This is a genomic window from Pseudomonas sp. LB3P31 (assembly GCF_054897945.1).
Window position 1 is genome coordinate 1,655,267 of record NZ_CM142710.1, and the last position, 26,672, is coordinate 1,681,938.

Annotated in this window: 24 protein-coding genes; 5 read left to right on the forward strand and 19 right to left on the reverse strand. The window is 58.2% G+C overall.

What is annotated here, in order from left to right:
• Positions 1 to 17: 17 nt before the first annotated feature.
• Together ACYZTK_RS07420 and ACYZTK_RS07425 are read right to left on the reverse strand one after the other, a co-directional pair.
• The gene (locus ACYZTK_RS07420) at positions 18 to 470 is read right to left on the reverse strand and encodes a PaaI family thioesterase (RefSeq protein WP_462013836.1); all 453 of its coding nucleotides are present in this window, start codon (positions 468 to 470) and stop codon (positions 18 to 20) included.
• A complete protein-coding gene (locus ACYZTK_RS07425) occupies positions 467 to 943 on the reverse strand; it encodes a PaaI family thioesterase (protein WP_462013837.1) in 477 nt (158 codons plus the stop codon). The genes ACYZTK_RS07420 and ACYZTK_RS07425 overlap by 4 nt, the downstream gene beginning before the upstream one ends.
• Before the next feature lie 158 nt (positions 944 to 1,101).
• Here ACYZTK_RS07425 and ACYZTK_RS07430 point away from each other — a divergent pair, with 158 nt between their 5' ends.
• Entirely contained in the window at positions 1,102 to 1,338 is a 237-nt protein-coding gene (locus ACYZTK_RS07430) for a hypothetical protein (protein WP_462013838.1), read from the forward strand.
• A gap of 76 nt (positions 1,339 to 1,414) precedes the next feature.
• On the opposite strand, the gene ACYZTK_RS07435 is transcribed toward ACYZTK_RS07430, so the two are convergent.
• From ACYZTK_RS07435 to sdhC, 12 genes are all read right to left on the reverse strand, one after another.
• Positions 1,415 to 1,816, reverse strand: coding sequence for an MAPEG family protein (locus ACYZTK_RS07435; RefSeq protein ID WP_462013839.1), 402 nt, complete (start codon positions 1,814 to 1,816; stop codon positions 1,415 to 1,417).
• The gene (locus tag ACYZTK_RS07440; protein ID WP_462013840.1) at positions 1,816 to 2,553 is read right to left on the reverse strand and encodes a DUF599 domain-containing protein; all 738 of its coding nucleotides are present in this window, start codon (positions 2,551 to 2,553) and stop codon (positions 1,816 to 1,818) included. Before ACYZTK_RS07440 ends, ACYZTK_RS07435 begins: the two co-directional genes overlap by 1 nt.
• A gap of 263 nt (positions 2,554 to 2,816) precedes the next feature.
• Positions 2,817 to 4,130 (reverse strand): branched-chain amino acid transport system II carrier protein, encoded by a 1,314-nt coding sequence (brnQ, locus tag ACYZTK_RS07445; protein WP_462013841.1) that lies wholly within the window; start codon positions 4,128 to 4,130, stop codon positions 2,817 to 2,819.
• Positions 4,131 to 4,520: 390 nt separating this feature from the next.
• Positions 4,521 to 5,402: a succinate--CoA ligase subunit alpha gene (gene sucD / locus ACYZTK_RS07450; protein ID WP_010166265.1), complete on the reverse strand. Its 882-nt coding sequence runs from the start codon at positions 5,400 to 5,402 to the stop codon at positions 4,521 to 4,523.
• Positions 5,402 to 6,568, reverse strand: coding sequence for an ADP-forming succinate--CoA ligase subunit beta (sucC, locus tag ACYZTK_RS07455; protein WP_045057762.1), 1,167 nt, complete (start codon positions 6,566 to 6,568; stop codon positions 5,402 to 5,404). Before sucC ends, sucD begins: the two co-directional genes overlap by 1 nt.
• 199 nt (positions 6,569 to 6,767) lie before the next feature.
• On the reverse strand, positions 6,768 to 8,204 hold the full coding sequence (gene lpdA, locus ACYZTK_RS07460; RefSeq protein WP_462013842.1) for a dihydrolipoyl dehydrogenase: 1,437 nt from the start codon (positions 8,202 to 8,204) through the stop codon (positions 6,768 to 6,770).
• Positions 8,205 to 8,301: 97 nt separating this feature from the next.
• A complete protein-coding gene (gene odhB / locus ACYZTK_RS07465; RefSeq protein ID WP_462013843.1) occupies positions 8,302 to 9,525 on the reverse strand; it encodes a 2-oxoglutarate dehydrogenase complex dihydrolipoyllysine-residue succinyltransferase in 1,224 nt (407 codons plus the stop codon).
• 42 nt (positions 9,526 to 9,567) lie between these two features.
• Positions 9,568 to 12,399 carry a 2-oxoglutarate dehydrogenase E1 component gene (locus ACYZTK_RS07470; RefSeq protein ID WP_462013844.1) on the reverse strand — a complete coding sequence of 944 codons (2,832 nt, stop codon included), beginning with the start codon at positions 12,397 to 12,399 and terminating at the stop codon, positions 9,568 to 9,570.
• Between the two features lie 261 nt (positions 12,400 to 12,660).
• Positions 12,661 to 13,365 carry a succinate dehydrogenase iron-sulfur subunit gene (locus tag ACYZTK_RS07475; RefSeq protein ID WP_045057758.1) on the reverse strand — a complete coding sequence of 235 codons (705 nt, stop codon included), beginning with the start codon at positions 13,363 to 13,365 and terminating at the stop codon, positions 12,661 to 12,663.
• 11 nt (positions 13,366 to 13,376) lie between these two features.
• Positions 13,377 to 15,149, reverse strand: coding sequence for a succinate dehydrogenase flavoprotein subunit (gene sdhA / locus ACYZTK_RS07480; protein ID WP_462013845.1), 1,773 nt, complete (start codon positions 15,147 to 15,149; stop codon positions 13,377 to 13,379).
• A gap of 3 nt (positions 15,150 to 15,152) precedes the next feature.
• Entirely contained in the window at positions 15,153 to 15,521 is a 369-nt protein-coding gene (sdhD, locus tag ACYZTK_RS07485) for a succinate dehydrogenase, hydrophobic membrane anchor protein (protein ID WP_462013846.1), read from the reverse strand.
• Positions 15,515 to 15,889, reverse strand: coding sequence for a succinate dehydrogenase, cytochrome b556 subunit (gene sdhC, locus ACYZTK_RS07490; protein ID WP_310843396.1), 375 nt, complete (start codon positions 15,887 to 15,889; stop codon positions 15,515 to 15,517). Before sdhC ends, sdhD begins: the two co-directional genes overlap by 7 nt.
• 362 nt (positions 15,890 to 16,251) lie before the next feature.
• Here sdhC and gltA point away from each other — a divergent pair, with 362 nt between their 5' ends.
• Complete coding sequence (gene gltA, locus ACYZTK_RS07495; RefSeq protein WP_157711724.1) at positions 16,252 to 17,541, forward strand: citrate synthase; 1,290 nt, start codon at positions 16,252 to 16,254, stop codon at positions 17,539 to 17,541.
• Positions 17,542 to 17,784: 243 nt separating this feature from the next.
• Here the strand turns inward: gltA and ACYZTK_RS07500 are convergent, their stop codons facing one another.
• From ACYZTK_RS07500 to ACYZTK_RS07510, 3 genes are all read right to left on the reverse strand, one after another.
• Positions 17,785 to 19,443, reverse strand: a complete 1,659-nt coding sequence (locus ACYZTK_RS07500) for a cation acetate symporter (RefSeq protein WP_462013847.1) — start codon at positions 19,441 to 19,443, stop codon at positions 17,785 to 17,787.
• On the reverse strand, positions 19,440 to 19,751 hold the full coding sequence (locus tag ACYZTK_RS07505; RefSeq protein ID WP_402811169.1) for a DUF485 domain-containing protein: 312 nt from the start codon (positions 19,749 to 19,751) through the stop codon (positions 19,440 to 19,442). The genes ACYZTK_RS07500 and ACYZTK_RS07505 overlap by 4 nt, the downstream gene beginning before the upstream one ends.
• A gap of 241 nt (positions 19,752 to 19,992) precedes the next feature.
• Positions 19,993 to 20,844 (reverse strand): glycine betaine ABC transporter substrate-binding protein, encoded by an 852-nt coding sequence (locus ACYZTK_RS07510; RefSeq protein ID WP_462013848.1) that lies wholly within the window; start codon positions 20,842 to 20,844, stop codon positions 19,993 to 19,995.
• Between the two features lie 300 nt (positions 20,845 to 21,144).
• Here ACYZTK_RS07510 and ACYZTK_RS07515 point away from each other — a divergent pair, with 300 nt between their 5' ends.
• Positions 21,145 to 22,752: a glycoside hydrolase family 17 protein gene (locus ACYZTK_RS07515; protein ID WP_462013849.1), complete on the forward strand. Its 1,608-nt coding sequence runs from the start codon at positions 21,145 to 21,147 to the stop codon at positions 22,750 to 22,752.
• Between the two features lie 43 nt (positions 22,753 to 22,795).
• Here ACYZTK_RS07515 and ACYZTK_RS07520 read toward each other — a convergent pair whose 3' ends face one another.
• A complete protein-coding gene (locus ACYZTK_RS07520) occupies positions 22,796 to 23,749 on the reverse strand; it encodes an RHS repeat-associated core domain-containing protein (RefSeq protein WP_462013850.1) in 954 nt (317 codons plus the stop codon).
• 222 nt (positions 23,750 to 23,971) lie between these two features.
• On the reverse strand, positions 23,972 to 24,340 hold the full coding sequence (locus ACYZTK_RS07525; protein WP_462013851.1) for a hypothetical protein: 369 nt from the start codon (positions 24,338 to 24,340) through the stop codon (positions 23,972 to 23,974).
• 223 nt (positions 24,341 to 24,563) lie between these two features.
• On the opposite strand from ACYZTK_RS07525, the gene ACYZTK_RS07530 reads away from it, so the two are divergent.
• Together ACYZTK_RS07530 and ACYZTK_RS07535 are read left to right on the forward strand one after the other, a co-directional pair.
• A complete protein-coding gene (locus ACYZTK_RS07530; RefSeq protein ID WP_462013852.1) occupies positions 24,564 to 25,862 on the forward strand; it encodes a serine/threonine protein kinase in 1,299 nt (432 codons plus the stop codon).
• Positions 25,855 to 26,643 carry an MlaA family lipoprotein gene (locus tag ACYZTK_RS07535; RefSeq protein ID WP_462013853.1) on the forward strand — a complete coding sequence of 263 codons (789 nt, stop codon included), beginning with the start codon at positions 25,855 to 25,857 and terminating at the stop codon, positions 26,641 to 26,643. The genes ACYZTK_RS07530 and ACYZTK_RS07535 overlap by 8 nt, the downstream gene beginning before the upstream one ends.
• Positions 26,644 to 26,672: the final 29 nt, after the last annotated feature.

The following is a 26,672-nucleotide window of genomic DNA, read 5'->3' on the forward strand; positions in this document are numbered from 1 at the left end:
AAAGTTGGGGGCTTCCTTCAGGATTTCAAGGGCTCTTCGATTTTGAAATGCGCCCGAGCGGTGGCAATGGGTTCCGCTTCGGTCGTTTGCCAGGCTGTGACAGCCACGTTGGCCACGCGCCGGCCCTGGCGACAGACCTGACATCTGGCCCAGGTATCGCGAAATTGCCCGGCCCGCAGGTAATCCAGGGAGAAATCGATAATCTTCGGCACTCCTGGTGAGCCAGTGAACACCAGCAGGTGCAGCGCTGCGGACAGTTCCATAAACCCGGCGATGACCCCGCCATGGATGGCCGGCAGTAAAGGGTTACCAATGTTGTCCTTGCTGGCCGGCAAGCGGAACAGCAGCTCATCGCCCACTCGCGAACATTCGACTCCAATCAGCTTGGCGTAGGGAATCAGGTGCAACAGCGAGGCATAGTCGCCCTGCTCATGGGCTTGCTGCAGCTGCGTTTTGAAAGCGTCGTTCATTTTGCACCCCCGGCAATCGCGCCGCCAAAGCCTTTGGTGCCTCTCACTGCTTTGCCCATGCGCATGAAAGTGCCCACCACATGCGCGATCGGTTGTTCGGGATCGTCCTGATAGGCGAAACCGCGGGCAAAGATCACGTCGGTGGTCACCCGGTAGCACTGGGCGAAACCATAGACATCCTTGTGCGGTTCGGCGGCGTGCATGTAGTCAATGCGCAGGTCGAGTGTCGGGCAGACTTCAAATTCCGGCAGTACACAGAGCGTGGACATGCCGCAGGCCGTGTCCATCAGCGTCGTCAGGGCGCCACCGTGGATCACCCCGGTCTGCGGATTGCCGACGATTTGGGTGCTGTAAGGCAGGATGACTGTCAGTCCTTCCTGAGTGGCGCTGTGCACGCGCAGCCCAAGCACCTGGCAGTGGCGCAAGGCCGAGAGAAATCGCGTCGCGCGCTCAAAAACGGGGTTTTCAGCCATTTATCGATACCCTTCCAAATGTTAAACCATCGCATCATGCGTCTGGGTCGAAAAGTTCCTGTGAGAATATTCCTATATATCTGTGTGATAGGTGGAACTTAACATTGATGGCCGTGCTCGAAAGGCCAGTAGATGATTTTTATAAGGAGAAACACCCCATGCAAAAGACTTTAGCTATTGCCTTGATGTTGACCGCTTCCCTCGGTCTCGCAGCCTGCGATAAAAAATCCGAGGACAAAGCTCAAGATGCTAACCAACATGCTGAGCAAGCTCAGCAAGACATGAACAAAGCACAGGATAAAGTGAACGACGCAGCAAAAGAAAACGCCGAAGCTGCCAAAGCTCAAGCCGAATCGACTAAGGCTGCACAAGAAGAAGCTGCCAAGAAGCAGTAATTTGCTTTTGGTATGACAAAGAAAACCCGCCAAGTGCGGGTTTTCTTTTGCCTGGGTTTTAATTTAGTTACCGCTATTAGAGCAAAATCGTTCTAAAAGTCGGACTAATCATCAAGAGTAATGAACACACTAGGCCGACCAGCCACACCAGACTGCGCTGCCAGGCCAGATCTGCCCAGTAGCACGCCAAGTATATGATGCGTGCAATCACAAAGATGATCGCCAGCGAGTCGATCAGCCAGCCCGCGGTTTGTGTGGTATGGGCCATCAATACCCCCACGGCAAACAAAATGAAGGCCTCGATGCTGTTCTGATGCGCCGCCAGTGCCCGCGCACCGAACCCGGTGAGTTGCGCCTGCTGCTGACGCGGCGAGTGGTTGTTGTAGCCGCCCTGCTCTTTCATGGCCTTGGCCACCGGCATGCGGGCCACGTATATCAGCAGCGCACTGATAAACACGCACCAGAACGGAATACTCATCAAACAGCCTCCTTGTTCGCTTCGGGCAACGGTGCCTCTGTAGGGGTATAGACCATCACGTCGAGAACGTCGGAATGAAACTCCCGGCGATAGAGCACCAGCACCACGCCGGCGCTCATCAACATGAACAGCCATGGGCTGACAAACCAGGCCAGCATGGTCATGCCGAAGTAATAGGAGCGCAGCCCGAAGTTGAACTGGTTGGCCGCCATCGAGATGACTCGCGCGGCGCGTGCAGCAAAGGATTTGCGTTCCTGCTCGGAAACGTACCGCTCGCCCACCATTGGTGCCGAGCCAATCAGGATGGCGGCGAAGTTGTACTGGCGCATGCACCAGCTGAAGGTGAAAAACGCGTAGACGAACACCATTGCCAGGCACAGCAATTTGATCTCGGACATGCCCTGGGACGCCTGTTGCACCATCGGGATATCCGCCAGCAGCGATACCGCCCGCTCTGATGCGCCGAGTACGGTGAGGATACCGGCCAGGATAATCAGGGTGCTGGAGGCGAAGAACGATGCATTGCGCTCCAGGTTGCCGACCACGCTGGCGTCGGCGATACGGTTGTCGCGCAGCAACATCCGGCGCATCCAGTCTTCACGATACAGGTGCAGCACACTGGCCAGGCACGCGGTATCCCGGGCTTTCCACGAGGCATAACGGGTGTAGCCGCCCCAGCAGATGACAAACCAGAGCGCGGCGAGCAGGTGGATCAGGTTGGCTTGGATGAACGACATGCGGGTCCTTTAGCTGTAGTTGCGCAACACATATTACCTGTAGGAGTGAGCCTGCTCGCGATAGCGGTCGAACATTCAACATCTTTGTTGGCTGTAATACCGCTATCGCGAGCAGGCTCACTCCTACAGGGGTTATGCAGAGTTTCGACGTTAGCGCATGAGAAAAGACACTGCATGATGCCCAAAAAAAATGCCCCGTATCGTTTGATACGGGGCATTTCCATGTGTGCTCGAAGCCCGCTTGTAACGGGCCGCAGAGCAGCTTAAGCCAGCGCTTCTTCGCGCTTGCCCAGCAGACGGTCGCACACCACCGCAACCACCAGCGTCATCACCGAGGGCACCAGCCAGGCCAGGCCCTGCTCGCTCAGTGGCAGGTGAGCCATCTGGGTCGGCAGCCAGTCCGCCAGACCAGCGCCCTTGAGAGCGTCGATCAGGCCGAAGATGAACGACACCAGCATCACCGGACCGACGATGCGGCCCTGTTCGTGCCAGAAGTTACTGCAGAAGCTCAGGGCCACCAAGGCAATGCACGGCGGATAGATCGCCGTCAGCACCGGGATCGAGAACGCGATCAGGTTGGTGAGGCCCAGGTTGGACACCAGCAGCGAGAACGCGGCGAGGATGATCACCAGGGTCTTGTAGGACAGTGGCAGCACACGGCTGAAGTATTCAGCGCAGGCGCAGGTCAGGCCCACCGCAGTCACCAGGCAGGCCAGGGAGATCAGCACTGCGAGGAAACCACTGCCCAACGAACCGAAGGTGTGCTGGACATAGGCGTGCAACACCGCCGCGCCGTTGGTTGCGCCAGCAGCTACTTCATGGCTGCCCGAACCCAGGCGGAACAGGCTGACATACACCAGCGCCAGACCCACACCGGCAATCAGCCCGGCAATGATCGCGTAGCGGGTGATCAGCGCAGGCGACTCGACGCCGCGGGAGCGAATGGCGTTGACGATAACAATGCCGAACACCAGTGCGCCCAGGGTATCCATGGTCAGGTAACCATTGATGAAGCCCTGGGAGAACGGCGCCGCCACGTACTCGGGCGTAGCCACGCCGATATCACCGGCCGGCAATGCGAACGCGGCGATGCCGAGCGCTGCCAGGGCGATGATCTTCAGCGGGGCGAGGAAACGCCCGACGGTATCCAGCAGGCGGCCTGGGTACAGCGAGATGAAGAACACCAGCAGGAAGTACACCGAGCTGTAGAGGAACAGCGCCAGCGGGCTTTCACCGGTCAGCGGCGCCAGGCCCACTTCGAACGACACGGTGGCGGTACGCGGGGTGGCGAACAGCGGACCCACCGCGAGGTAGCACGCAGCGGCCAACAGGCCTCCGGCAACTTTACCGATCGGGCTGCTCAACGCATCCATGGCGCCGCCGACTTTCGCCAGGGCGACCACGGTGATGACCGGCAGGCCTACCGCAGTGATCAGGAACCCTAGCGCCGCCATCCAGACATGGGGCCCGGACTGCAAACCGACGATAGGCGGGAAGATGATGTTGCCAGCCCCGACAAACAGGGCAAACGTCATAAAACCAAGTGCCAGGATGTCCTGGCCTTTCAACACTTTCATTAAGGAAATACCACACTACTGAATCGGAATTTAGAGAGGGATTTCCCTTGTGGGTGAGGGAAATGCTGTCGATCCGTATGGGACTGACCCGTTTAGCGCGTAGCTGCCTTGTGGGCGGCGGACGCAAAATGGCGGCTAGACTAACGAATTTGCGTGGCAAACGCACTGTTAGGGGGCGAAGTATCCGATCTGCGACATTTCTGTGTCGCGTTTACATATATAAAAGTCAAAAGATCGCAGCCTCGTTGCACTCGACAGCTCCTACAGGAGATTGGATTCCAGCTGTAGGAGCTGTCGAGTGCAACGAGGCTGCGATCTTTTGATCTTCACAAACAACAAAGGCCACCCGAAGGTGGCCTTTGTTTGTAGAGCGTCAGCTAAGCGCGAAGCTTACTTGACAGCCCAACCGGTCAGCTCGGACAGAGCCTTGCCGATGTCTGCCAGCGAACGCACGGTTTTCACGCCTGCGTCTTCCAGGGCAGCAAACTTCTCGTCTGCAGTGCCTTTGCCGCCAGAGATGATTGCGCCAGCATGGCCCATGCGCTTGCCCGCAGGGGCAGTCACACCAGCGATGTAGGAAACAACCGGCTTGGTCACGTGTGCCTTGATGTAGGCAGCCGCTTCTTCTTCAGCCGAACCGCCGATCTCACCGATCATTACGATCGCTTCGGTCTTCGGGTCTTCCTGGAACAGCTTCAGGATGTCGATGAAGTTCGAACCCGGGATCGGGTCACCACCGATGCCGACGCAAGTCGACTGACCGAAACCGGCGTCAGTAGTCTGCTTCACAGCTTCGTAGGTCAGGGTGCCGGAACGCGAAACGATACCGACCTTGCCTGGCAAGTGAATGTGACCCGGCATGATGCCGATCTTGCATTCGCCTGGGGTGATCACGCCTGGGCAGTTAGGGCCGATCAGGGTAACACCCAGCTCGTCGCACTTAACTTTAGCGTCCAGCATGTCCAGGGTAGGAATGCCTTCGGTGATGCAGACGATCAGCTTGATGCCGCCGAAAGCAGCTTCCAGGATCGAGTCCTTGCAGAAAGGAGCTGGAACGTAGATGACGCTGGCGGTGGCGCCAGTAGCAGCTACAGCGTCTTTCACGGTGTTGAACACTGGCAGGCCCAGGTGCTCGGTGCCGCCTTTGCCAGGAGTTACGCCACCAACCATCTTGGTGCCGTATTCGATGGCTTGCTGGGTGTGGAAACTACCTTGCGAACCGGTAATACCCTGGCAGATAACTTTGGTGTCTTTATTGATCAGGACGCTCATTATTTGCCCTCCGCAGCTTTAACGACTTGTTGAGCAGCGTCGGTCAGGCTGGTAGCAGCGATGATGTTCAAACCGCTTTCTGCCAGTACTTTAGCGCCCAGCTCAGCGTTGTTGCCTTCAAGGCGAACAACAACCGGGATTTTCACGCCGACTTCTTTCACTGCACCGATGATGCCTTCGGCAATCATGTCGCAACGAACGATGCCGCCGAAGATGTTGACCAGTACTGCAGCGACGTTAGTGTCGGACAGGATGATCTTGAACGCTTCGGTAACGCGTTCTTTGGTAGCACCGCCGCCCACGTCGAGGAAGTTGGCTGGTTTGCCGCCATGCAGGTTGACGATGTCCATGGTACCCATGGCCAGGCCAGCACCGTTGACCATGCAACCGATGTTGCCTTCCAGTGCCACGTAGTTCAGTTCGAACTTGGCAGCGTGCGCTTCGCGCGGATCGTCTTGCGACGGATCGTGGAAAGTCTTCAGCTTAGGCTGACGGTACATGGCGTTGGCGTCGATGTTGATCTTCGCGTCGAGGCAATGCAGATCGCCGTCAGCCTTGATCACCAGCGGGTTCACTTCCAGCAGGGCCAGATCGTGATCCTGGAACAGTTTGGCCAGACCTACGAAGATCTTGGCGAACTGGGCAACTTGCTTGCCTTCCAGACCCAGCTGGAAAGCCAGCTCGCGACCCTGGAATGGCTGAGCGCCAACCAGTGGATCGATAGTGGCCTTGAGGATTTTCTCAGGAGTATCGTGAGCGATTTTCTCGATGTCCACGCCACCTTCGGTGGAAGCCATGAACACGATACGACGGCTCGAACGGTCAACAACAGCGCCCAGGTACAGCTCTTTGGCGATGTCAGTGCACGATTCAACCAGGATCTTGGTGACTGGCTGACCGTTGGCATCAGTCTGGTAAGTCACCAGACGCTTGCCCAACCACTGTTGAGCGAATGCTTTGGCGTCTTCTTTGCTGCGAACCAGCTTAACGCCGCCCGCTTTACCGCGACCACCTGCGTGAACCTGGGCTTTGACAACCCACTCGGTCCCGCCGATCTTGTCGCACGCTTCTGCTGCTGCTTCCGGGGTGTCTACGGCGAAACCCTGGGATACTGGCAGGCCGTATTCAGCGAACAGCTGCTTACCCTGATACTCGTGAAGATTCATGCTTATTACCGTCTTCGTTAGGTACTGCGCATTCGGTGCTGCACTTGTTCAGTGCCGCACCACCTGTGACTGCTGCTTGCGTAGGTGTTCCGGATAACCGGTGAGACTACGCAAGGCTGCGTCCGGCGGAAATTCCGCGGTGAGTCTTGCACGCAAGGCTCACGACGGGCCATCCGCCGTGGTTTCTTATTGTCTTGTCTTAACGCTTCTTGCGGTTGGCAATGTGGATGGCGCCGCCATTCACTGCCAAAGCTGCTTCGTGCAAGGCTTCGGACAGGGTCGGATGGGAGAAAACCATCATGCCCAGGTCTTCAGCGCTGGTGCCGAATTCCATACCGATCGCGCCCTGCTGAACCAGTTCTGCAGCGCTCGGGCCAATCACGTGGACGCCCAATACGCGGTCAGTCTTGGCATCGGCGATGACCTTGACGAAACCACCGGTATCGTTGGCTGCCATGGCACGGCCGGAAGCTGCGAACGGGAAAGTGCCGACGTTAACTTCAACGCCTTCGGCTTTCAACACCTGCTCGGTTTTGCCAACCCAAGCGATTTCCGGGTGAGTATAAATAACCGACGGAATCAGGTCATAGTTGATTTGGGCTTTGTGGCCCTTGATGCGCTCAACCACCATGATGCCTTCTTCGGACGCCTTGTGCGCCAGCATCATGCCGCGAACCACGTCGCCGATTGCGTAAACGCCCGGTACGCTGGTGGCGCACTGGTCGTCAACGAAAACGAAGCCACGTTCGTCGATGTTCACACCGCTGTCAGCTGCCAGCAGCTCGGTGGTCACTGGACGGCGACCAACGGCAACGATCAGCTTGTCGAACGTGATGTTCTGTTCGCCGTTGGCATCGGTATAGTTCACCACGACTTCGTCGCCGTTCACTTTCGAGCCGGTGACGCGAGCGCCCAGCTTGATGTCCAGGCCTTGTTTGGTCAGGGTCTTGAAGGCTTCCTTGGAAACCGCTTCGTCAGCGGCTGGCAGGAACTTCTCCAGTGCTTCCAGAACCACGACTTCAGAGCCCAGGCGGGACCATACCGAACCCAGTTCCAGACCGATCACGCCAGCGCCGATCACGCCCAGGCGCTTAGGAACCGATTGGAATTCCAGCGCGCCAGTCGAATCGACGATCACGTTCTGGTCAACCGGAGCCGGTGGAATGTCGATAGGACGCGAGCCGGAAGCCAGGATCACGTTCTCGGCTTCGATAATTTCCACGGTGCCGTCTGGCTTGGTCAGCTCGACTTTCTTGCCGGCCAGCAGTTTGCCGTGGCCTTGCAGGGAAGTAACGCCGTTAGCCTTGAACAGGGTGGCAACGCCAGAGGTCAGGCCTTTGACGATGTTGGCTTTACGGCCAACCATTGCGGCCACGTCCATGGTCACGCCAGCGTGATTGATACCGTGGATCGCGAAGCCTTCTTTGGCTTCCTTGTACTTCCAGGAGCTGTCCAGCAGCGCCTTGGATGGAATGCAGCCGACGTTCAGGCAAGTGCCGCCCAGTGCCAGTTTGCCTTCCTTGTCGGTGTACTTCTCGATGCAGGCCGTCGTCAGACCCAGCTGCGCTGCCTTGATGGCAGCCACATAGCCGCCAGGGCCAGCGCCGATCACTACTACGTCAAATTTCTGCGACATTCAAAAATCCTCTTTTGGCAACAAGCTTGAAGCCACAAGCCTCAAGCCAGGCTGCAATATTTTGCAGCTGATGGCTTGAACCCTGTGGCTGCTTCTATCAGATATCCAGCAGCAAACGAGCCGGGTCTTCCAGCAGGTTCTTGATGGTAACCAGGAAGGTCACAGCTTCTTTGCCATCGATCAGGCGGTGATCGTAGGACAGAGCCAGGTACATCATCGGACGGATAACGACCTGACCGTTGATCGCCATCGGACGCTGCAGAATGTTGTGCATGCCCAGGATGGCCGCTTGCGGCGGGTTGACGATCGGAGTCGACATCATCGAACCGAAGGTACCACCGTTGGTGATGGTAAAGGTGCCGCCGGTCATTTCGTCCATGGACAATTTGCCGTCACGGGCCTTCTTGCCGAAAGCGGCGATGCCGCCTTCGATTTCAGCCAGGCTCATCAGTTCAGCGTTACGCAAGACCGGTACAACCAGACCACGGTCGCTGGACACAGCAACACCAACGTCGGCGTAGCCGTGGTAAACGATGTCGGCACCGTCGATCGACGCGTTGACAGCCGGGAAGCGTTTCAGCGCTTCGGTGGCAGCCTTGACGAAGAACGACATGAAGCCCAGGCGCACGCCGTTATGGCTCTTCTCGAACAGGTCCTTGTACTTCGAACGCAGGGCCATGACTTCAGTCATGTCGACTTCGTTGAAAGTGGTCAGCATCGCCATGTTCGATTGCGCTTCAACCAGGCGCTTGGCCACGGTAGCGCGAACGCGGGTCATCGGTACGCGCTTCTCGATGCGGTCGCCAGCGGCGAACACAGGAGCAGCGGCAGCTGGAGCTGCAGCCTTGGCAGGCGCGGCAGCCGGAGCGGATTTCTTCGCGGCAACAGCAGCGACCACGTCTTCCTTGGTCACACGACCGCCTTTGCCAGTGCCGGCAACGGAAGCGATGTTGATGCCGTTCTCTTCAGCCAGCTTGCGCGCGGCCGGGGCAGCAACCGGATCGTCTTCGCCTTCGGCAGCCGGAGCAGCAGCCTGTGCAGCGGCCGGAGCAGCAGCGGCAGCGGCTGGAGCGGCAGCAGCGCCGCCCGCTTCGATCGAGCCCAGGACTTCGTCGGACAGAACGGTGTCGCCTTCGTTCTTGACGATTGCGCCCAGCACGCCGTCAGCGGTAGCCAACACTTCCAGGACAACCTTGTCGGTTTCGATGTCGACAATCAGGTCATCACGCTTTACAGCGTCGCCCGGTTGTTTGTGCCAGGTGGCAACGGTGCCATCGGCAACCGATTCCGGGAAAGTGGGGGCTTTGATTTCGATAGCCATTATCTGTGGGTCCTTAAATTCGGTTTCAGGTGCGCGAAGGCGTTAAACAGTAAAGGCGTCTTTCAGCAGTTTTTCCTGCTGTTCGGCGTGCATCGACGCATAACCACAAGCAGGTGCAGCGGAAGCATCACGGCCGGCGTACTCGAGGACGAGTGCCTTGTTGTGATTGCCCACGATGCGACGCATGTGGTGCTGGCTGCAGTACCAGGCACCCTGGTTCATCGGCTCTTCCTGACACCAAACGATATGTTTGAGGTTGGTGTACGGAGCCAGGACTTCGTTCAAGTCGTCCTCAGGGAATGGGTACAGCTGCTCGATGCGCACGACGGCGATGTCGTCACGACCTTCGGCACGGCGTTTTTCCAGCAGGTCGTAGTAGACCTTGCCGCTACACAGAACAACGCGCTCGACCTTTTTCGGGTCCAGTGCATCGATTTCCGGGATCACGGTCTGGAACGAACCTTCGGCCAGATCTTCCAGGGTCGATACGGCCAGTTTGTGACGCAGCAGCGACTTCGGAGTCAGCACGATCAACGGCTTGCGCAGCGGACGGATCACCTGGCGACGCAGCAAGTGGTAGATCTGAGCTGGTGTAGTCGGTACGGCTACCTGGATGTTGTGCTCGGCGCACAGCTGCAGGTAACGCTCCAGACGAGCCGACGAGTGCTCCGGACCCTGACCTTCATAACCGTGCGGCAGCAGCATGGTCAGACCGCAGAGACGGCCCCACTTGTGCTCGCCACTGGTGATGAACTGGTCGATAACCACCTGGGCACCGTTGGCGAAGTCGCCGAACTGGGCTTCCCAGATCACCAGCGCCTCAGGCGTGGTGGTCGAGTAACCGTATTCGAACGCCAGAACGGCTTCTTCGGACAGGAACGAATCGTACAGGTCGAAACGCGGCTGGCCGTTGTACAGGTTTTGCAGCGGGATGTAGGTACCCGCGTCTTTCTGGTTGTGCAAGACAGCGTGACGGTGCGAGAACGTACCGCGACCGATGTCCTGGCCCGTCATGCGGATCGGGTGACCTTCGAACGCCAGGGTCGCGTACGCCATGGTTTCGGCGTAACCCCAGTTGATCGGCAGGCCGCCGACTTGCATTTTCTGACGGTCTTCGTAGATCTTCGAAACCTGGCGCTGAACCACGAAGCCTTCCGGAATTTCCAGCAGCTTGGCGGACAGTTCCTGCAAAGTCTTCAGATCGAAACGAGTGTCGTGACGCGCGGTCCAGGCGTGGCCCAGATACGGACGCCAGTCCACGAACAACTCTTTGTTCGGCTCTTTGACCAGGCTTTTTACTACGTGCAGGCCGTTGTCCAGCGCGTTGCGATATTCGTCGACTTTCGCCTGAACACGTTCTGCGTCGAGCACACCGCCCTGGGTCAGGCGATCAGCGTACAGCTCACGGGTAGTGCGCTGCTTGGTGATCTGCTGATACATGATCGGCTGGGTGCCGCTTGGCTCGTCGGCCTCGTTGTGGCCGCGACGACGGTAGCAGACCAGGTCGATCACCACGTCACGCTTGAACTGCATGCGGTAGTCGATGGCCAGCTGGGTCACGAACAATACGGCTTCCGGATCATCACCATTTACATGGAGGATCGGCGCCTGGATCATTTTCGCAACGTCGGTCGCGTACTCGGTGGAACGCGAGTCCAGCGGGTTGCTGATGGTGAAACCAACCTGGTTGTTGATCACGATGTGCACGGTACCGCCGGTCTTGAAACCGCGGGTCTGCGACATCTGGAAGGTTTCCATCACCACGCCCTGACCGGCGAATGCCGCGTCACCGTGGATGGAGATCGGCAGAACCTTCTCACCGGTAGGATCGTTACGACGATCCTGACGGGCGCGAACCGAACCCTCGACCACCGGGGAAACGATTTCCAGGTGGGACGGGTTGAACGCCATGGCCAGGTGAACTTCACCGCCGGTGGTCATCACGTTGGACGAGAAGCCCTGGTGGTATTTAACGTCACCGGAACCCAGCTCGACCTTCTTCTTGCCTTCGAACTCGTCGAACAGCTCGCGCGGGTTCTTGCCGAAGGTGTTGACCAGTACGTTCAGACGACCACGGTGGGCCATGCCGATGACGATTTCCTTGGTGCCATACGAACCGGAACGCTGGATCAGCTCGTCGAGCATCGGAATCAGGCTCTCGCCGCCTTCCAGGCCGAAACGCTTGGTACCCGGGTATTTGGTACCCAGGTATTTTTCCAGGCCTTCGCCGGCGGTGACGCGCTCGAGCAGATGGCTCTTGATGTCGGCGGAGTAGGTCGGACGGCCGCGTACGCTTTCCAGACGCTGCTGGAACCACTGGCGCTGCTCGGAATCGGTGATGTGCGTGAATTCAGCGCCGATGGTGCGGCAATATGTCTGCTGCAACGCTTCGTGAATTTCGCGTAGGCTCGCCTCCTCTTTGCCGATGAACAGGTCGCCGGCACGGAAGGTCGTATCAAGATCGGCATTGGTCAAGCCGTAATGATTGATCGACAGGTCTGCAGGTGCAGGACGCTGCCACAGCCCCAGCGGGTCAAGCTGGGCTGCCTGGTGGCCACGCATACGGTAGGCCTGGATCAATCGCAGCACTTCAACTTGCTTCTTCTCGTGCTCACTGCTCACGCTCCCGGCGGAAACCGGTTGGGCGCGGCGCTGGTTCTTTGCCAGCAAGACGAAATGATCGCGAATCGTGGAGTGCGAAACATCGGTGGCAGTGTTGCCGTCAGCAGGCAACTTCTGAAAGTAGGTGCGCCACTCTTCTGGCACAGCGTTAGGGTCGTGCAGGTAGAGCTCGTAGAGCTCTTCCACATAGGCAGCGTTACTACCGGAAAGGTAGGCGCTGTTCCACATGCGCTGCATCACGCTTTCTTGCATGCTTGGTCACCCTCGGTTAGGGGAACACCACCGGCGTCGACACCGAGCACGCTTGCAGAAGTCCGAATGCAGCGACTAAAACAAGCCACCTTGGATCACGCTGATAGTCCGGGTACCAGCCCGGATGCCCCTGCTTGTCTCATTTCTTCAAAATAAGAGCTGCAGCCTTGTGGGCTGCTGCTCAGGTTAAAACTACGGCGCCGGTTGAAGCCTGCGCCGCAGCATCTACGGGTACAGCGGTGCTGCGGTTTTACAGCTGTATCACACGCCGCTTTGCAGAAGCATGTTACGGATGTGACCGATGGCCTTAGTCGGGTTCAGGCCTTTCGGACATACGTTGACGCAGTTCATGATCCCGCGGCAGCGGAATACGCTGAACGGGTCATCCAGCGAAGCCAGACGCTCGGACGTCTTGGTGTCACGGCTGTCTGCCAGGAAGCGGTACGCTTGCAGCAGGGCAGCTGGACCCAGGAACTTGTCCGGGTTCCACCAGAAGGACGGGCACGAAGTCGAGCAGCAAGCGCACAGGATGCACTCGTACAGACCGTCGAGCTTTTCACGCTCTTCAGGGGACTGCAGACGCTCGATGGCCGGAGCCGGCGTGTCGTTCTGCAGGTAAGGCTTAACCTTCTCGTATTGCTTGTAGAAGATGCTCATATCGACGACCAGGTCACGGATAACCGGCAAACCTGGCAGCGGACGAACGACCAACTTGTTACCTTTTACGACAGCGGACAATGGCGTAACGCACGCCAGGCCGTTTTTGCCGTTGATGTTCATGCCGTCGGAACCGCAAACACCTTCACGGCAAGAGCGACGATAGGAGAAACCCTCGTCCTGCTCTTTGATCAGGGCCAGCACGTCCAGCACCATCAGGTCTTTACCACCGGTATCGACCTGGAATTCCTGCATGAACGGCGCGGCGTCCTGATCAGGGTTGTAACGATAAACGCTGACTTTCAACATGGCAGCCACCCTTAATAAGTCCGAATCTTAGGTTCAAAAGTCGGAACAGTTTTCGGCGAGAAGTTCACGGCACGCTTGGTCACGCGCTTGTCACCCGGGAAGTACAGGGTGTGGCACAACCAGTTTTCGTCGTCGCGGTCTTCGAAGTCTTCACGGGCGTGAGCACCACGGGACTCTTTACGCACTTCGGCAGCGATGGCAGTGGCTTCGGCCACTTCCAGCAGGTTTTGCAACTCCAGCGCTTCGATACGCGCGGTGTTGAACGCCTGGGACTTGTCGTTGATCTTGACGTTGCCGATGCGCACGCGCAGGTCAGCCAGCTGGGCAATACCCTTCTGCATGTATTCGCCGGTACGGAATACACCGAAGTAGTTCTGCATGCAGCTTTGCAGCTCGCGACGCAGGGTTGCCACGTCTTCGCCATCGGTACGGCTGTTCAGTGCGGACAGACGCGACAGGGCCGCTTCGATGTCTGCATCGGTGGCGTCGTCGTATTCGATACCGTCGGTCAGGGCTTTTTCCAGGTGCAGGCCGGCTGCACGACCGAATACCACCAGGTCGAGCAACGAGTTGCCGCCCAGACGGTTGGCACCGTGAACCGATACGCAAGCCACTTCGCCTACCGCGAACAGGCCATGGATGATTTCGTCCACGCCTTCGGCGTTCTGGGTGATCGCCTGGCCGTGAATGTTGGTCGGCACGCCGCCCATCATATAGTGGCAAGTCGGAACAACCGGAACCGGAGCAACAACCGGGTCAACGTGAGCGAAAGTCTTCGACAGTTCGCAGATGCCTGGCAGACGGCTGTGCAGCACTTCCTCGCCCAGGTGGTCGAGTTTGAGCATCACGTGGTCGCCATTCGGACCGCAACCGTTGCCGGCGATGATTTCTTTAACCATCGAACGGGCAACCACGTCACGACCGGCAAGGTCCTTGGCGTTCGGAGCGTAACGCTCCATGAAACGCTCGCCGTGCTTGTTGATGAGGTAACCACCTTCACCACGGCAACCTTCGGTAACCAGTACACCGGCGCCGGCGATGCCGGTCGGGTGGAACTGCCACATTTCGATGTCTTGTACCGGCACGCCAGCACGCAGGGCCATGCCAACGCCGTCACCGGTGTTGATCAGGGCATTGGTAGTGGAAGCGTAGATACGACCGGCACCACCGGTCGCCAGGACGGTAGCCTTGGCGCGGATATAGCTGGTTTCACCGGTTTCGATGCAGATCGCGATCACACCGACGAACGCGCCGTCCTGGTTCTTCACCAGATCGACAGCGTAGTACTCGTTAAGGAACACGGTACCGGCTTTCAGGTTGCCCTGATAAAGGGTGTGCAGCAGCGCGTGACCGGTACGGTCGGAAGCGGCGCAAGTACGGGCAGCCTGCCCGCCTTTACCGTAATCCTTCGACTGGCCGCCGAACGGACGCTGGTAGATGCGGCCTTGCTCGGTACGCGAGAACGGCATGCCCATGTGGTCCAGCTCGTAAACGGCAGCCGGGCCTTCCTGACACATGTATTCGATAGCGTCCTGGTCACCGATGTAGTCGGAACCCTTGACGGTATCGTACATGTGCCAGCGCCAGTCATCGTTTGGATCGGCGGAAGCGATGGCGCAAGTAATGCCACCCTGGGCCGAAACGGTGTGCGAACGGGTCGGGAACACCTTGGTGATCACGGCAGTCTTGTGACCGCCCTGGGCCAGTTGCAGCGCTGCGCGCATGCCGGCACCGCCACCACCAATGATGATGGCGTCGAAAGAAATCGTTGGAATGTTAGCCATGACTCAGATACCCCAAAGAATCTGCACACCCCAGACGAAGTAGGCGAACATCGTAACGCCGCATACTGCCTGGAAAAGGAAACGTACTGCAGTCGCGGACTTGCCCAGCGCCATCGGCGTCAGGTAGTCGGTCGCGATGGTCCACATCCCGACCCAGGCGTGAGCGCCCAGGGCAACGAGGGCCAGCAGACTGAAGATACGCATCCCGTTGTGGGCGAACAGGCCATGCCACTGGTCGTAGCCAATGCCCGGGTTCGCTGCGAGGTATCCGATCAGGAAAATGAAATAAGCCGCGAGAACGACCGCAGACACACGCTGTGCCATCCAGTCATAGAGGCCTGAACGCGACAGGTTCGTAACGCTGGTTACCATATCCAAACTCCCGCCAGAACGATCAACACCGCAGACACGGCGATAATGATTTTCGAGCCCAGCTTGCCGCCTTCCAGCGTCTCACCGATGCCCATGTCCATGATCAAATGGCGCACACCGGCTACCAGGTGATACAGAAGAGAGGACAGGAGACCCCATGCTACGAACTTGGCCAGAGGACTGGTCAAGGTTGCCTTCACGTCGGCAAAACCTTCCTCGGAACCCAGGGATTTGCCCAATGCATAAAGCATGAAGCCAAGGCCCAGGAAGAGGATGATGCCGGAAACACGGTGAAGAAACGACGTAACGCCGGTGATGGGGAGTTTGATGGTCCTTAGGTCTAGGTTTACAGGTCGTTGGCTTTTCACGGCTTTTTTTCACACTGAAGAGCCCCTAACAATCAGGGCAAAGTTGTTGGGGAGTGCACTGGTCAGGTAACCACCACCCAGGGATGCGACCCCCAATAAAGCAGGCCCAAAAGCCCCTGGCGGTCGGTGGCCGAGTATAGACAGTTAGGCTACTAATGACAACGCGTTCACCTTCCCCTAATAGCGCATTGCACAAGTTGGATAAAAGGCGTAAATGGCAGGCAATTTCGAGGAAAAAGTGGGGTTAAAGCCTTCTGGGGCAAGACTTTAGGCAAATTGACATCTGAATTTATCTCACTATAGTGGTGCGGGCCCTGCGTGGGGGGTCTGTCTGATGATTTCAAGCATAAATAGGAGGCCACATGGCTGACAAAAAAGCGCAGTTGATCATCGAGGGCGCAGCCCCCGTCGAGCTGCCCATTTTAACCGGCACCGTTGGTCCCGATGTTATCGACGTACGGGGCCTGACGGCCACGGGCCGTTTCACCTTTGACCCTGGTTTCATGTCGACCGCCTCGTGCGAGTCGAAGATCACCTATATCGACGGCGACAACGGCATTCTGTTGCACCGCGGCTACCCGATCGAACAGCTGGCTGAAAAATCGGACTATCTGGAAACCTGCTATCTGCTGCTCAACGGCGAACTGCCGACGGCAGAACAGAAGGCCCAGTTTGTCAGCACCGTGAAGAACCACACCATGGTTCACGAGCAGCTGAAGACCTTCTTCAACGGCTTCCGTCGCGACGCCCACCCAATGGCCGTCATGTGCGGTGTAGTCGGCGCCCTCTCGGCCTTCTACCACGACTCCCTGGACATCAATAACCCGCAGCATCGCGAAATCTCCGCGATCCGCCTGGTTGCCAAGATGCCGACCCTGGCAGCGATGGTTTACAAGTACTCCATGGGTCAACCCATGATGTACCCGCGCAACGACCTGACGTACGCGGAAAACTTCCTGCACATGATGTTCAACACCCCGTGCGAGATCAAACCGATCAGCCCGGTACTCGCCAAGGCCATGGACAAGATCTTCATCCTCCATGCCGACCACGAGCAGAACGCGTCGACCTCCACCGTGCGTCTGGCGGGCTCTTCGGGTGCCAACCCGTTCGCCTGCATCGCCGCCGGTATCGCCGCACTGTGGGGCCCTGCCCACGGCGGCGCGAACGAAGCCGTGCTGACCATGCTCGATGAAATTGGCGACGTGTCGAACATCGACAAGTTCATTGCCAAGGCCAAGGACAAGAACGATCCGTTCAAGTTGATGGGCTTCGGTCACCGCGTTTACAAGAACCGCGACCCTCGCGCGACTGTAATGAAGCAGACCTGCGACGAAGTGTTGAAAGAGCTGGGCATCAACGATGATCCGCAACTCGAACTGGCCATGCGCCTGGAAGAGATCGCCCTCACCGACCCGTACTTCATCGAACGCTCGCTGTACCCGAACGTCGACTTCTACTCGGGGATCATCCTCAAGGCGATCGGCATTCCAACCAGCATGTTCACCGTGATCTTCGCCCTGGCGCGGACCGTCGGCTGGATCTCCCACTGGAAAGAAATGCTCTCCAGCCCGTACAAGATTGGCCGCCCGCGCCAGTTGTATACCGGCTACGAGTCGCGTGACATTACCAAGCTGGAAGACCGCAAATAAGACCTGTCTTACGATAACGTCTTGAGTTGCACCGGAAACGGCCTCTATGTGAATAGAGGCCGTTTTTGTTTGGGCTGTTTATTGAAGATCAAAAGATCGCAGCCTTCGGCAGCTCCTACATTGGATTGGCGCACACCCTGTAGGAGCTGCCGAAGGCTGCGATCTTTTGATCTTGCTTCACATGCACAAACAAAAATGCCCCGATCTCTCGACCGGGGCATTTGTTAACAGCCTACAACGCTCTTAGTGCGAAACCGCCCCACTCGCCCCCAGACCCGTCTGCGAACGTACGAACTGCGGGTAGAACAGCGCCCGTTCCTTGTCCGCAGCCGCCGATTTGTCGGTGATCGAGAAGAACCAGATCCCCACAAACGCGATGATCATCGAGAACAACGCTGGGTACTCGTACGGGAAGATCGCCTTCTCGTGATGCAGGATCTGCACCCAGATGGTTGGACCCAGGATCATCAAGCCAACAGCGCTGATCAGACCCAACCAGCCACCGATCATCGCCCCACGGGTCGTCAGCTTCTGCCAGTACATGGAAAGCAGCAGTACCGGGAAGTTGCAGCTCGCCGCGATGGAGAACGCCAGGCCCACCATGAACGCGATGTTCTGGCTTTCGAAGAGGATACCCAGGCCAATCGCCAGCACCGCCAGAGCGATGGTGGTGATCTTCGACACGCGGATCTCGTCTTTCTCGTTCGCCTTGCCTTTCTTGATTACGCTGGCATACAGGTCATGGGACACTGCCGAAGCACCGGCCAGGGTCAAACCTGCTACAACCGCCAGGATGGTCGCGAAAGCCACCGCCGAAATGAAGCCGAGGAAAATACTGCCGCCCACTGCGTTGGCCAGGTGCACCGCCGCCATGTTGTTGCCGCCCAACAGCGCGCCAGCCGCATCTTTGAACGCCGGGTTGGTGCTGACCAGCAGGATCGCGCCGAAGCCGATGATGAACGTCAGGATGTAGAAGTAACCAATGAAGCCGGTGGCGTACAACACGCTCTTGCGAGCTTCCTTCGCGTCACTCACGGTGAAGAAGCGCATCAGGATGTGCGGCAGGCCAGCGGTACCGAACATCAGCGCCAGGCCCAGGGAGAACGCCGAGACTGGATCTTTCACCAGGCCGCCCGGGCTCATGATCGCTTCACCTTTGGCGTGCACCTTGATCGCCTCGGAGAACAGGGTGTTGAAGTCGAAGTTGACGTGCTTCATCACCATCAGCGCCATGAACGAGGCACCGGACAGCAACAGCACTGCCTTGATGATCTGCACCCAGGTGGTCGCCAGCATGCCGCCGAACAGCACGTACATGCACATCAGGACGCCGACCAGGATCACGGCAACGTGGTAGTCGAGGCCGAACAGCAGCTGGATCAGCTTGCCGGCACCCACCATCTGCGCGATCAGGTAGAACGCCACCACCACCAGCGAACCGCAGGCGGACAACGAGCGAATCTGGGTTTGCCCGAGGCGGTAGGACGCCACGTCGGCAAACGTATATTTACCCAGGTTACGCAGGCGCTCGGCGATCAGGAACAGAATGATCGGCCAGCCCACCAGGAAGCCGATCGAGTAGATCAGACCATCGTAGCCGGAGCTGAATACCAGAGCGGAAATACCCAGGAAGGACGCCGCAGACATGTAGTCACCGGCAATCGCCAGGCCGTTCTGAAAACCGGTGATCTTGCCGCCAGCCGCATAGTAGTCGGCTGCCGAGTTGTTTTTCTTCGAAGCCCAATAGGTGATGTACAAAGTCGCGCCGACGAACGCCACGAACATCAGGATCGCGGGGATGTTCAGCGGTTGTCTGGCCACTTCGCCGGTCAGGGCTTCAGCCGCCCACGCACCAGGCGCGAAAGCTGCGATGCTCAATAGAGCCATTAGACGCCGGATCATTGCTGAGCCTCCTTGAGAATCGCATTGTTCAGGTCGTCGAATTCGCCATTGGCGCGTTTTACGTAGATGCCGGTCAGGACGAAGGCAGAAAGGATCAGCCCCACACCGATCGGTATGCCCCAGGTAATGGATGACTCAGGACTGATCTTCGCGCCCAGAATATGCGGCCCGTATGCGATCAGCAGGATGAATCCGGAGTAAAGCCCAAGCATGATCGCCGAGAGAATCCAGGCGAACTTTTCTCGCTTGCTAACCAGCTCCTTGAAACGCGGGCTGTTTTGAATCGAGAGGTAAATGCTGTCGTTCATTGTTTTTATCCTCGCAGCACAGATTATTGTTGGAACGTTATCCACTCTATGCGGCTGCGAGCCAGGTTCCAGACGACCTTAGTATTAGAACGACATGACAGAATCGCCAATCTCAAGCATGCACAAATAAATGTAGGAGTGAGCCTGCTCGCGATCGCGTTGTGTCAGTCGACGGTTATGTCATCTGACAGGTTGCTATCGCGAGCAGGCTCACTCCTACAGGGGGCCTGCGGTGTTGGGGTTATTTGGTCCAGTCAGCCACGCGCTCCGGGTGCTTGGCAACCCAAGCCTTCGCCGCTGCATCAGGCTTGGCGCCATCCTGGATGGCCAGCATCACTTCACCGATTTCGTCTTTCGACGCCCACTGGAAGTTCTTCAGGAACTTGGCCACTTCCGGTGCCTTGGTTGCCAGTTCTTTGCTGCCGATGCTGTTCACCGTTTCAGCTGCGCCGTACACGCCTTTCGGGTCGTCGAGGAAGCGCAGTTTCCACTTGGCGAACATCCAGTGGGGCACCCAGCCGGTGACAGCAATGGATTCGTTCTTCTTCTCGGCACGGGTCAGCTCGGCAATCATGCCAGCGCCGGAGCTGGCCTTGAGGGTGTAGTTGCTCAGACCGTAATCCTTGATCGCCTGATCGGTCTTGAGCATCACGCCTGAACCGGCGTCGATGCCGACGATACGGCCCTTGAAGCTGTCGTCGGTCTTGAGGTCTTCAATCGACTTGGCCTTTACGTATTCGGGCACGATCAAGCCGATCTTCGCATCCTTGAAGTTCGGACCGTAGTCGACCACCTGATCCTTGTTCTTGGTCCAGTAGTCGCCGTGGGTCACGGGCAGCCAGGCGGAGAGCATCGCGTCGAGTTTGCCGGTGGCCACACCCTGCCACATGATCCCGGTCGCCACCGCTTGCAGCTTCACGTCATAACCGAGTTTCTGCTTGATCACTTCGGCCGCCACATGAGTGGTCGCGACGCTGTCGGACCAACCGTCGACATAACCGATGCTCAGGGTCTTGCTCTCGGCATTGGCCATTGTCGAGCCAACCGCAAGCACCAGTGCGGCACCCGCGCCTAAAAGTCGTCGCATCTTCATCGTTACTTCCCCGAAAGTGCTGCGCTCGACGGATGCCGAGTCGCGTCAACGTATTGTTCTGGTGCACCGCGCCCCCTTCACGCACACCGCCAGCTCGTTCGATCATCAGCTCGATTTTTCAATGAGAGCACTGATGCCTCGATAATCAACCTGACGCCGTGCGCGACCTGCTCTGCCAGCGACCTCAAGCCATCGAGAAACGACATCAGAACGCCATTAATGACGGGCACCCCGCCTGCACGTGCCAGTCCGCCCGAACATTGCATGTCAAAACCATGCGAGGCACCAAGCGCACGGCAAATGCAGGTAACATGCCCGGCTTTGCTCCCAGACGGCCTGACCATGTCCGCGACCTCGCGCTTTCCTTTTTTTGCTTATCTGTTCGCTTGCCTGCTGGGGCTGTTTGCCCTGGGAGGCTTCTGGTACGGCCTGGGCAAACCGGTGATCCTGCCGGACGTGGCCAGCGCCACGCACAAGCTGCAATGCGCCTCCTACACCCCGTTCGACAAAGACCAGTCGCCGTTCGACGTGCCGTTCAAATTGCGTCCCGAGCGCATGGACGCCGACCTCGCGCTGCTCGCTACGCGCTTCGAATGCATTCGCACCTACTCCATGACCGGCCTCGAAGCCCTGCCCGACCTGGCGCGCAAGCACGGCCTGAAGCTGATGATCGGTGCCTGGGTTAACAGCAATCCGGTGGACACCGAGAAGGAAGTCGACCTGCTGATCGCGTCGGCCAAGGCCAACGCCGACGTGGTGACGTCGGTGATCGTCGGCAATGAAGTCCTGCTGCGCAAGGAAATCACCGGCCCGCAACTGGCCAAATTGATCTACAAGGTCAAGAGCCAGATCAAGCAGCCCGTGACCTATGCCGACGTCTGGGAATTCTGGCTCAAGCACCCGGAAATCGCCCCGGCCGTGGACTTCCTGACCATCCATTTGCTGCCGTACTGGGAAGATGATCCCTCGAACATCGATGCCGCGCTGCAGCACGTGGCCGAAGTGCGCCAAGTGTTCGGCAACAAGTTCGCGCCCAAGGACGTCATGATTGGTGAAACCGGCTGGCCGAGTGAAGGCCGCCAGCGCGAGACCGCCCTGCCGAGCAGGGTCAATGAAGCCAAGTTCATCCGCGGTTTTGTCGCCATGGCCGAGCAGCAAGGCTGGCACTACAACCTGATCGAAGCCTTCGACCAGCCATGGAAACGCGCCAGTGAAGGTGCAGTGGGCGGCTATTGGGGGCTGTTCGATGCAGACCGGCAGGACAAGGGCGTGCTGGCAGGCCCGGTATCGAACGTGCCGTACTGGTCGCAGTGGCTGGTGGTGGGTGGCGTGATTTTCCTCGGCACGCTGATCCTCGGCGGTCGGGTACGCAGCACTCGTGCCGCGCTGGTCTTACCGCTGCTGGGCGCCCTCGCCGCCTGCTCGATTGGCGCCTGGGGCGACCTGGCGCGGGTCACCACGCGGTTTGCCAGCGAATGGCTGTGGGTCGGGTTGCTGACGGCGTTGAATCTACTGGTGCTGGCTCATGCGGCACTGACCTTGAGCGCCCGTACCGGCTGGCGTGGTCGGGCATTTGAGGTGCTGGAGCGTCGGGCAGGCTGGCTGGTGGCTGCGGCGGGCTTTGCTGGTGCCGTGATGATGCTGGAACTGGTGTTCGACTCGCGTTATCGCAGCTTCCCGAGCGTCGCGTTCATCCTGCCGGCGCTGATTTACCTGTGCCGCCCGGTGAACGTGCCACGGCGTGAAATTGCTGTGCTGACTTTCATCATTGGTGCAGGTATTGCGCCGCAGCTGTATGTGGAAGGGTTGCAGAACCAGCAGGCCTGGGGATGGGCGCTGGTGAGTGGGTTGATGGTGGTGGCGTTGTGGCGGTGTTTGCGGGTTCGCACTGCCACCAACGTTGCATGAGTTTGCTCCAGAAGTGATCGAATCTGCGGACAAACAGATTCGATTACTGCTCCCTAACCATTTGCACCAATTGAGTAATATGCGGCTCCTCGTTCGGATACTTCGATACATATCTTTCTGCCACTCGTGTCAGATGATCATCTGCCTGGTCGAACGCTTTAATAAGTGGCAACTGTTCCTTCGGTAGCTTGTACTGAATAGAATCCGGAAATTCGTTGGCCACGGCGAATCGTTCAAATTTTTCTATCCTTGCCAATACCTGATGAGCTCGTTCTTTTGCGAGCCTGTACTTTGCACCCGCGTCGTACACTTCGGTCAGCTCTGCTCCTGCCATTGCCTGAGTTGAAACCGGTTTTTCAAACTTACTCGAAACGCTATTGTTTACCCCCCGAAACCTTTTACCGATCCGCTGCCCGATAGATACCGCCCCAGACGCGAGCTGCTCTATTCCACGAACGAAAAACCCAAATTCACCCTTCGGATCTACCATATTGACGGGATCCCCAAGGCAATACGCATAAGCATTCACCCCGCCCTTCCCAAACGGACTCAAGCGGTCCGGGCTGTTGAATCGCATCAGCACCGGATTAAAGGCGCGGTGACCATTGCCGAGCAAGTAATGCCCGGTCACCGAATCTCTGCGCTCCCCGTTGAAGCCAAGGAGACTGATCAGACCATTTCCGGGAGAGCGATGGCCATAGGGGGAATAAACAGGTCGTTGATGCTGCTCGGCGGCAACAGAGCTCAAAACCGAACTTTGAAGATCAGTGGCCAGCAATGCACAGCCGACCTGACTTGCCTGCTGCTGTTGCTGCGCCAGCAGCTGCGTCTCGTGCGCAAAAAACGAGTATCGCATTTGCCCCTGGATCTCAGTGGCCAAGCGTTTTTTCTGATAAAAGCGCTGGATACCGACGCTATCCAGCGTTGCGCAATCGGCTACACGATCCAGCGGATCGTATTGATAGCGGCGTAGCAATTTTTCTGGCTGGACGGTCATGGCCTGGCTCCGATTCATACCGAGGGCGCGGATTGCTAGACTCGGAGTTATCGCGGCGACTGTCTACTATCAGAACTGCTAGGTGCGCATCTCTGAAATCATCGACAACTTTACCGATCCCATCGCGAGCAGGCTCACTCCTACAGTTGATCTTTGGTGAGCGCAGAATTTGTGCATGACACAGATCCCTGTAGGAGTGAGCCTGCTCGCGATAGCTATTTATCAGGCGCTACGAGTCGCCCGAACCAACCGCAAAGCCGCAATCACCACCGCGAACACCGCCAAAGTCGTGTTGTACAACGCCAACGCCGGAAACCCCAGCACCAGCGCCAGCACCGCCAGCCACCACCCCGCCCGGCCCGGCAACACAAAACCAAGTACTGCGGCACCTACTGCCGACCAACCCAACACCTTGAAGTGAATCATCAACCCCAGGTTCGACCGCACCTGACATTCCCAGCGGCTCGCCTCATCCACGCAGACACCCACCCACTGCGCGTCTTCCATGAAGCCATAACGCGCGCCATAACTGGCGGCCAGCCATAACGGCAGCAAAACAAGCAGCAGGATCACAGGCAGACGGCGAGACATGGAGCACTCCAATAGGCGAAAACGGCCGCCAGCTTAATCCCCCGGAAGATTTAAGCAAACGCACGTAACAGATAAGTAGTCATGAAATGGCTGCAAAGTGTATCGTCCAGCTACTATTACCCGGAATTACGCCTGTTTCGTGCCGATGCGTGGCACTTTGGCGGCAAAGCTGTGGTCATAGCCTGCGAACTTCATCCGGCACCTTCCTCTAAGGGATCTAGTCATGCTCCGTTCCTTGCGCTTCGCCGCCCTGTTTGGCGGCCTTATTTTGAGTGCGTCCGCACTGGCGGTCGACATCGACGCCGCCAGTTATGGCTATCCCTTGACCAACCCGTTCGAGGCCACCATTGCCACGACTCCTCCGGACCTGCGCCCGGAGCTGCCACTGGACGACGACATCAACCAGGAAGATCGCAGCGTCACCCTGCGGCCAGAGCGGGCATTCGAATTGCCGGACAACTTCTGGCCGGTGAAAAAACTGACCTACCGGATCGCGACTCAGGACAAGGCGGCACCGCTGATCTTCCTGATTGCCGGAACCGGTGCCCGGTATGACAGCAGCCTCAACGAGTACCTGAAAAAGCTCTACTACAAGGCCGGTTACCACGTGGTGCAGCTGTCGTCGCCGACCAGCTTCGACTTCATGAGCGCCGCCTCTCGCTTTGCCACCCCGGGTATCACCAAGGAAGATGCCGAAGATATGTACCGGGTCATGCAAGCGGTGCGGGCGCAGAACCCGAAAGTGCCGGTGACCGATTACTACCTGACCGGTTACAGCCTGGGCGCCCTGGATGCCGCATTTGTCGCGCATCTGGACGAGACCCGCCGTAGCTTCAACTTCAAAAAAGTCCTGCTGCTGAACCCGCCGGTCAACCTCTATACCTCGATTACCAATCTGGACAAGCTGGTCCAGACCGAAGTGAAGGGCATCAACAACTCCACCACCTTCTATGAACTGGTGTTGAACAAGCTGACCCGCTACTTCCAGCAGAAAGGCTACATCGACCTCAACGATGCGCTGCTGTATGACTTCCAGCAGTCCAAGCAACACCTGACCAACGAACAGATGGCCATGCTGATCGGCACGTCTTTTCGCTTCTCGGCAGCCGACATTGCCTTTACTTCGGACCTGATCAACCGTCGCGGCCTGATTACTCCGCCAAAGTACCCGATCACCGAAGGCACCAGCCTCACGCCGTTCCTCAAGCGTGCACTGCAGTGCGACTTCGACTGCTACATCACTGAGCAGGTGATCCCGATGTGGCGTGCCCGCACCGACGGCGGCAGCCTGCTGCAGCTGATCGACCAGGTCAGCCTGTATGCGCTCAAGGATTACCTGCAGGCCAGCCCGAAAATCGCCGTCATGCATAACGCCGACGACGTGATCCTCGGCCCTGGTGACCTGGGCTTCCTGCGCAAGACGTTCGGCGACCGCCTGACCGTTTATCCATATGGCGGCCATTGCGGCAACCTCAATTACCGCGTCAACAGCGACGCCATGCTGGAGTTCTTCCGTGGCTAAACATCTCCTGCTTCTCGCAGCGTTACTCTGTGCAGGCGTCGCCAATGCCGACAACAGCAAAGCCAACGCGCCTAGCGTTGTCGATAGCGACGGCTTCAAGGAACCGCTGAGCAAACTCACGATCAACCCGGGGCTGGATCAGCGCGAGTTCGAGCGTTCGACGCTGAACGCGCTGAACGTCTATGACCCGCTGGAAGAGTGGAACCGCCGGGTCTACCACTTCAACTATCGCTTTGACCAATGGGTGTTCCTGCCGGTGGTCGATGGCTACCGCTACATCACCCCGAGCTTCCTGCGCACCGGCGTCAGCAACTTCTTCAACAACCTCGGCGATGTGCCGAACCTGATGAACAGCCTGCTGCAGTTCAAGGGCAAGCGCTCGATGGAAACCACCGCGCGCCTGTTGCTGAACACCACGATCGGCATCGCCGGCCTGTGGGACCCGGCCACCGCCATGGGCCTGCCGCGCCAGAGTGAGGACTTCGGTCAGACCCTGGGCTTCTACGGCGTACCCGGCGGCGCCTACTTCGTGCTGCCGATCCTCGGCCCGTCGAACATCCGCGACACTGGCGGCCTGGCGGTGGACTTCACCGCCGAATCGGCGATCAACTTCCTCAACGTCTCGGAAGTAAGCTCCAACCACCCGGAAGTCTGGATGCTGCGCGCGGTGGATCGGCGCTACCAGACCAGCTTCCGCTACGGCCAGCTGAACTCGCCATTCGAGTATGAAAAAGTGCGGTACGTGTACACCGAGTCGCGCAAGCTGCAGATCGCCGAGTAACAGCGGCGGTAACAAAAAAGGCCATTCGA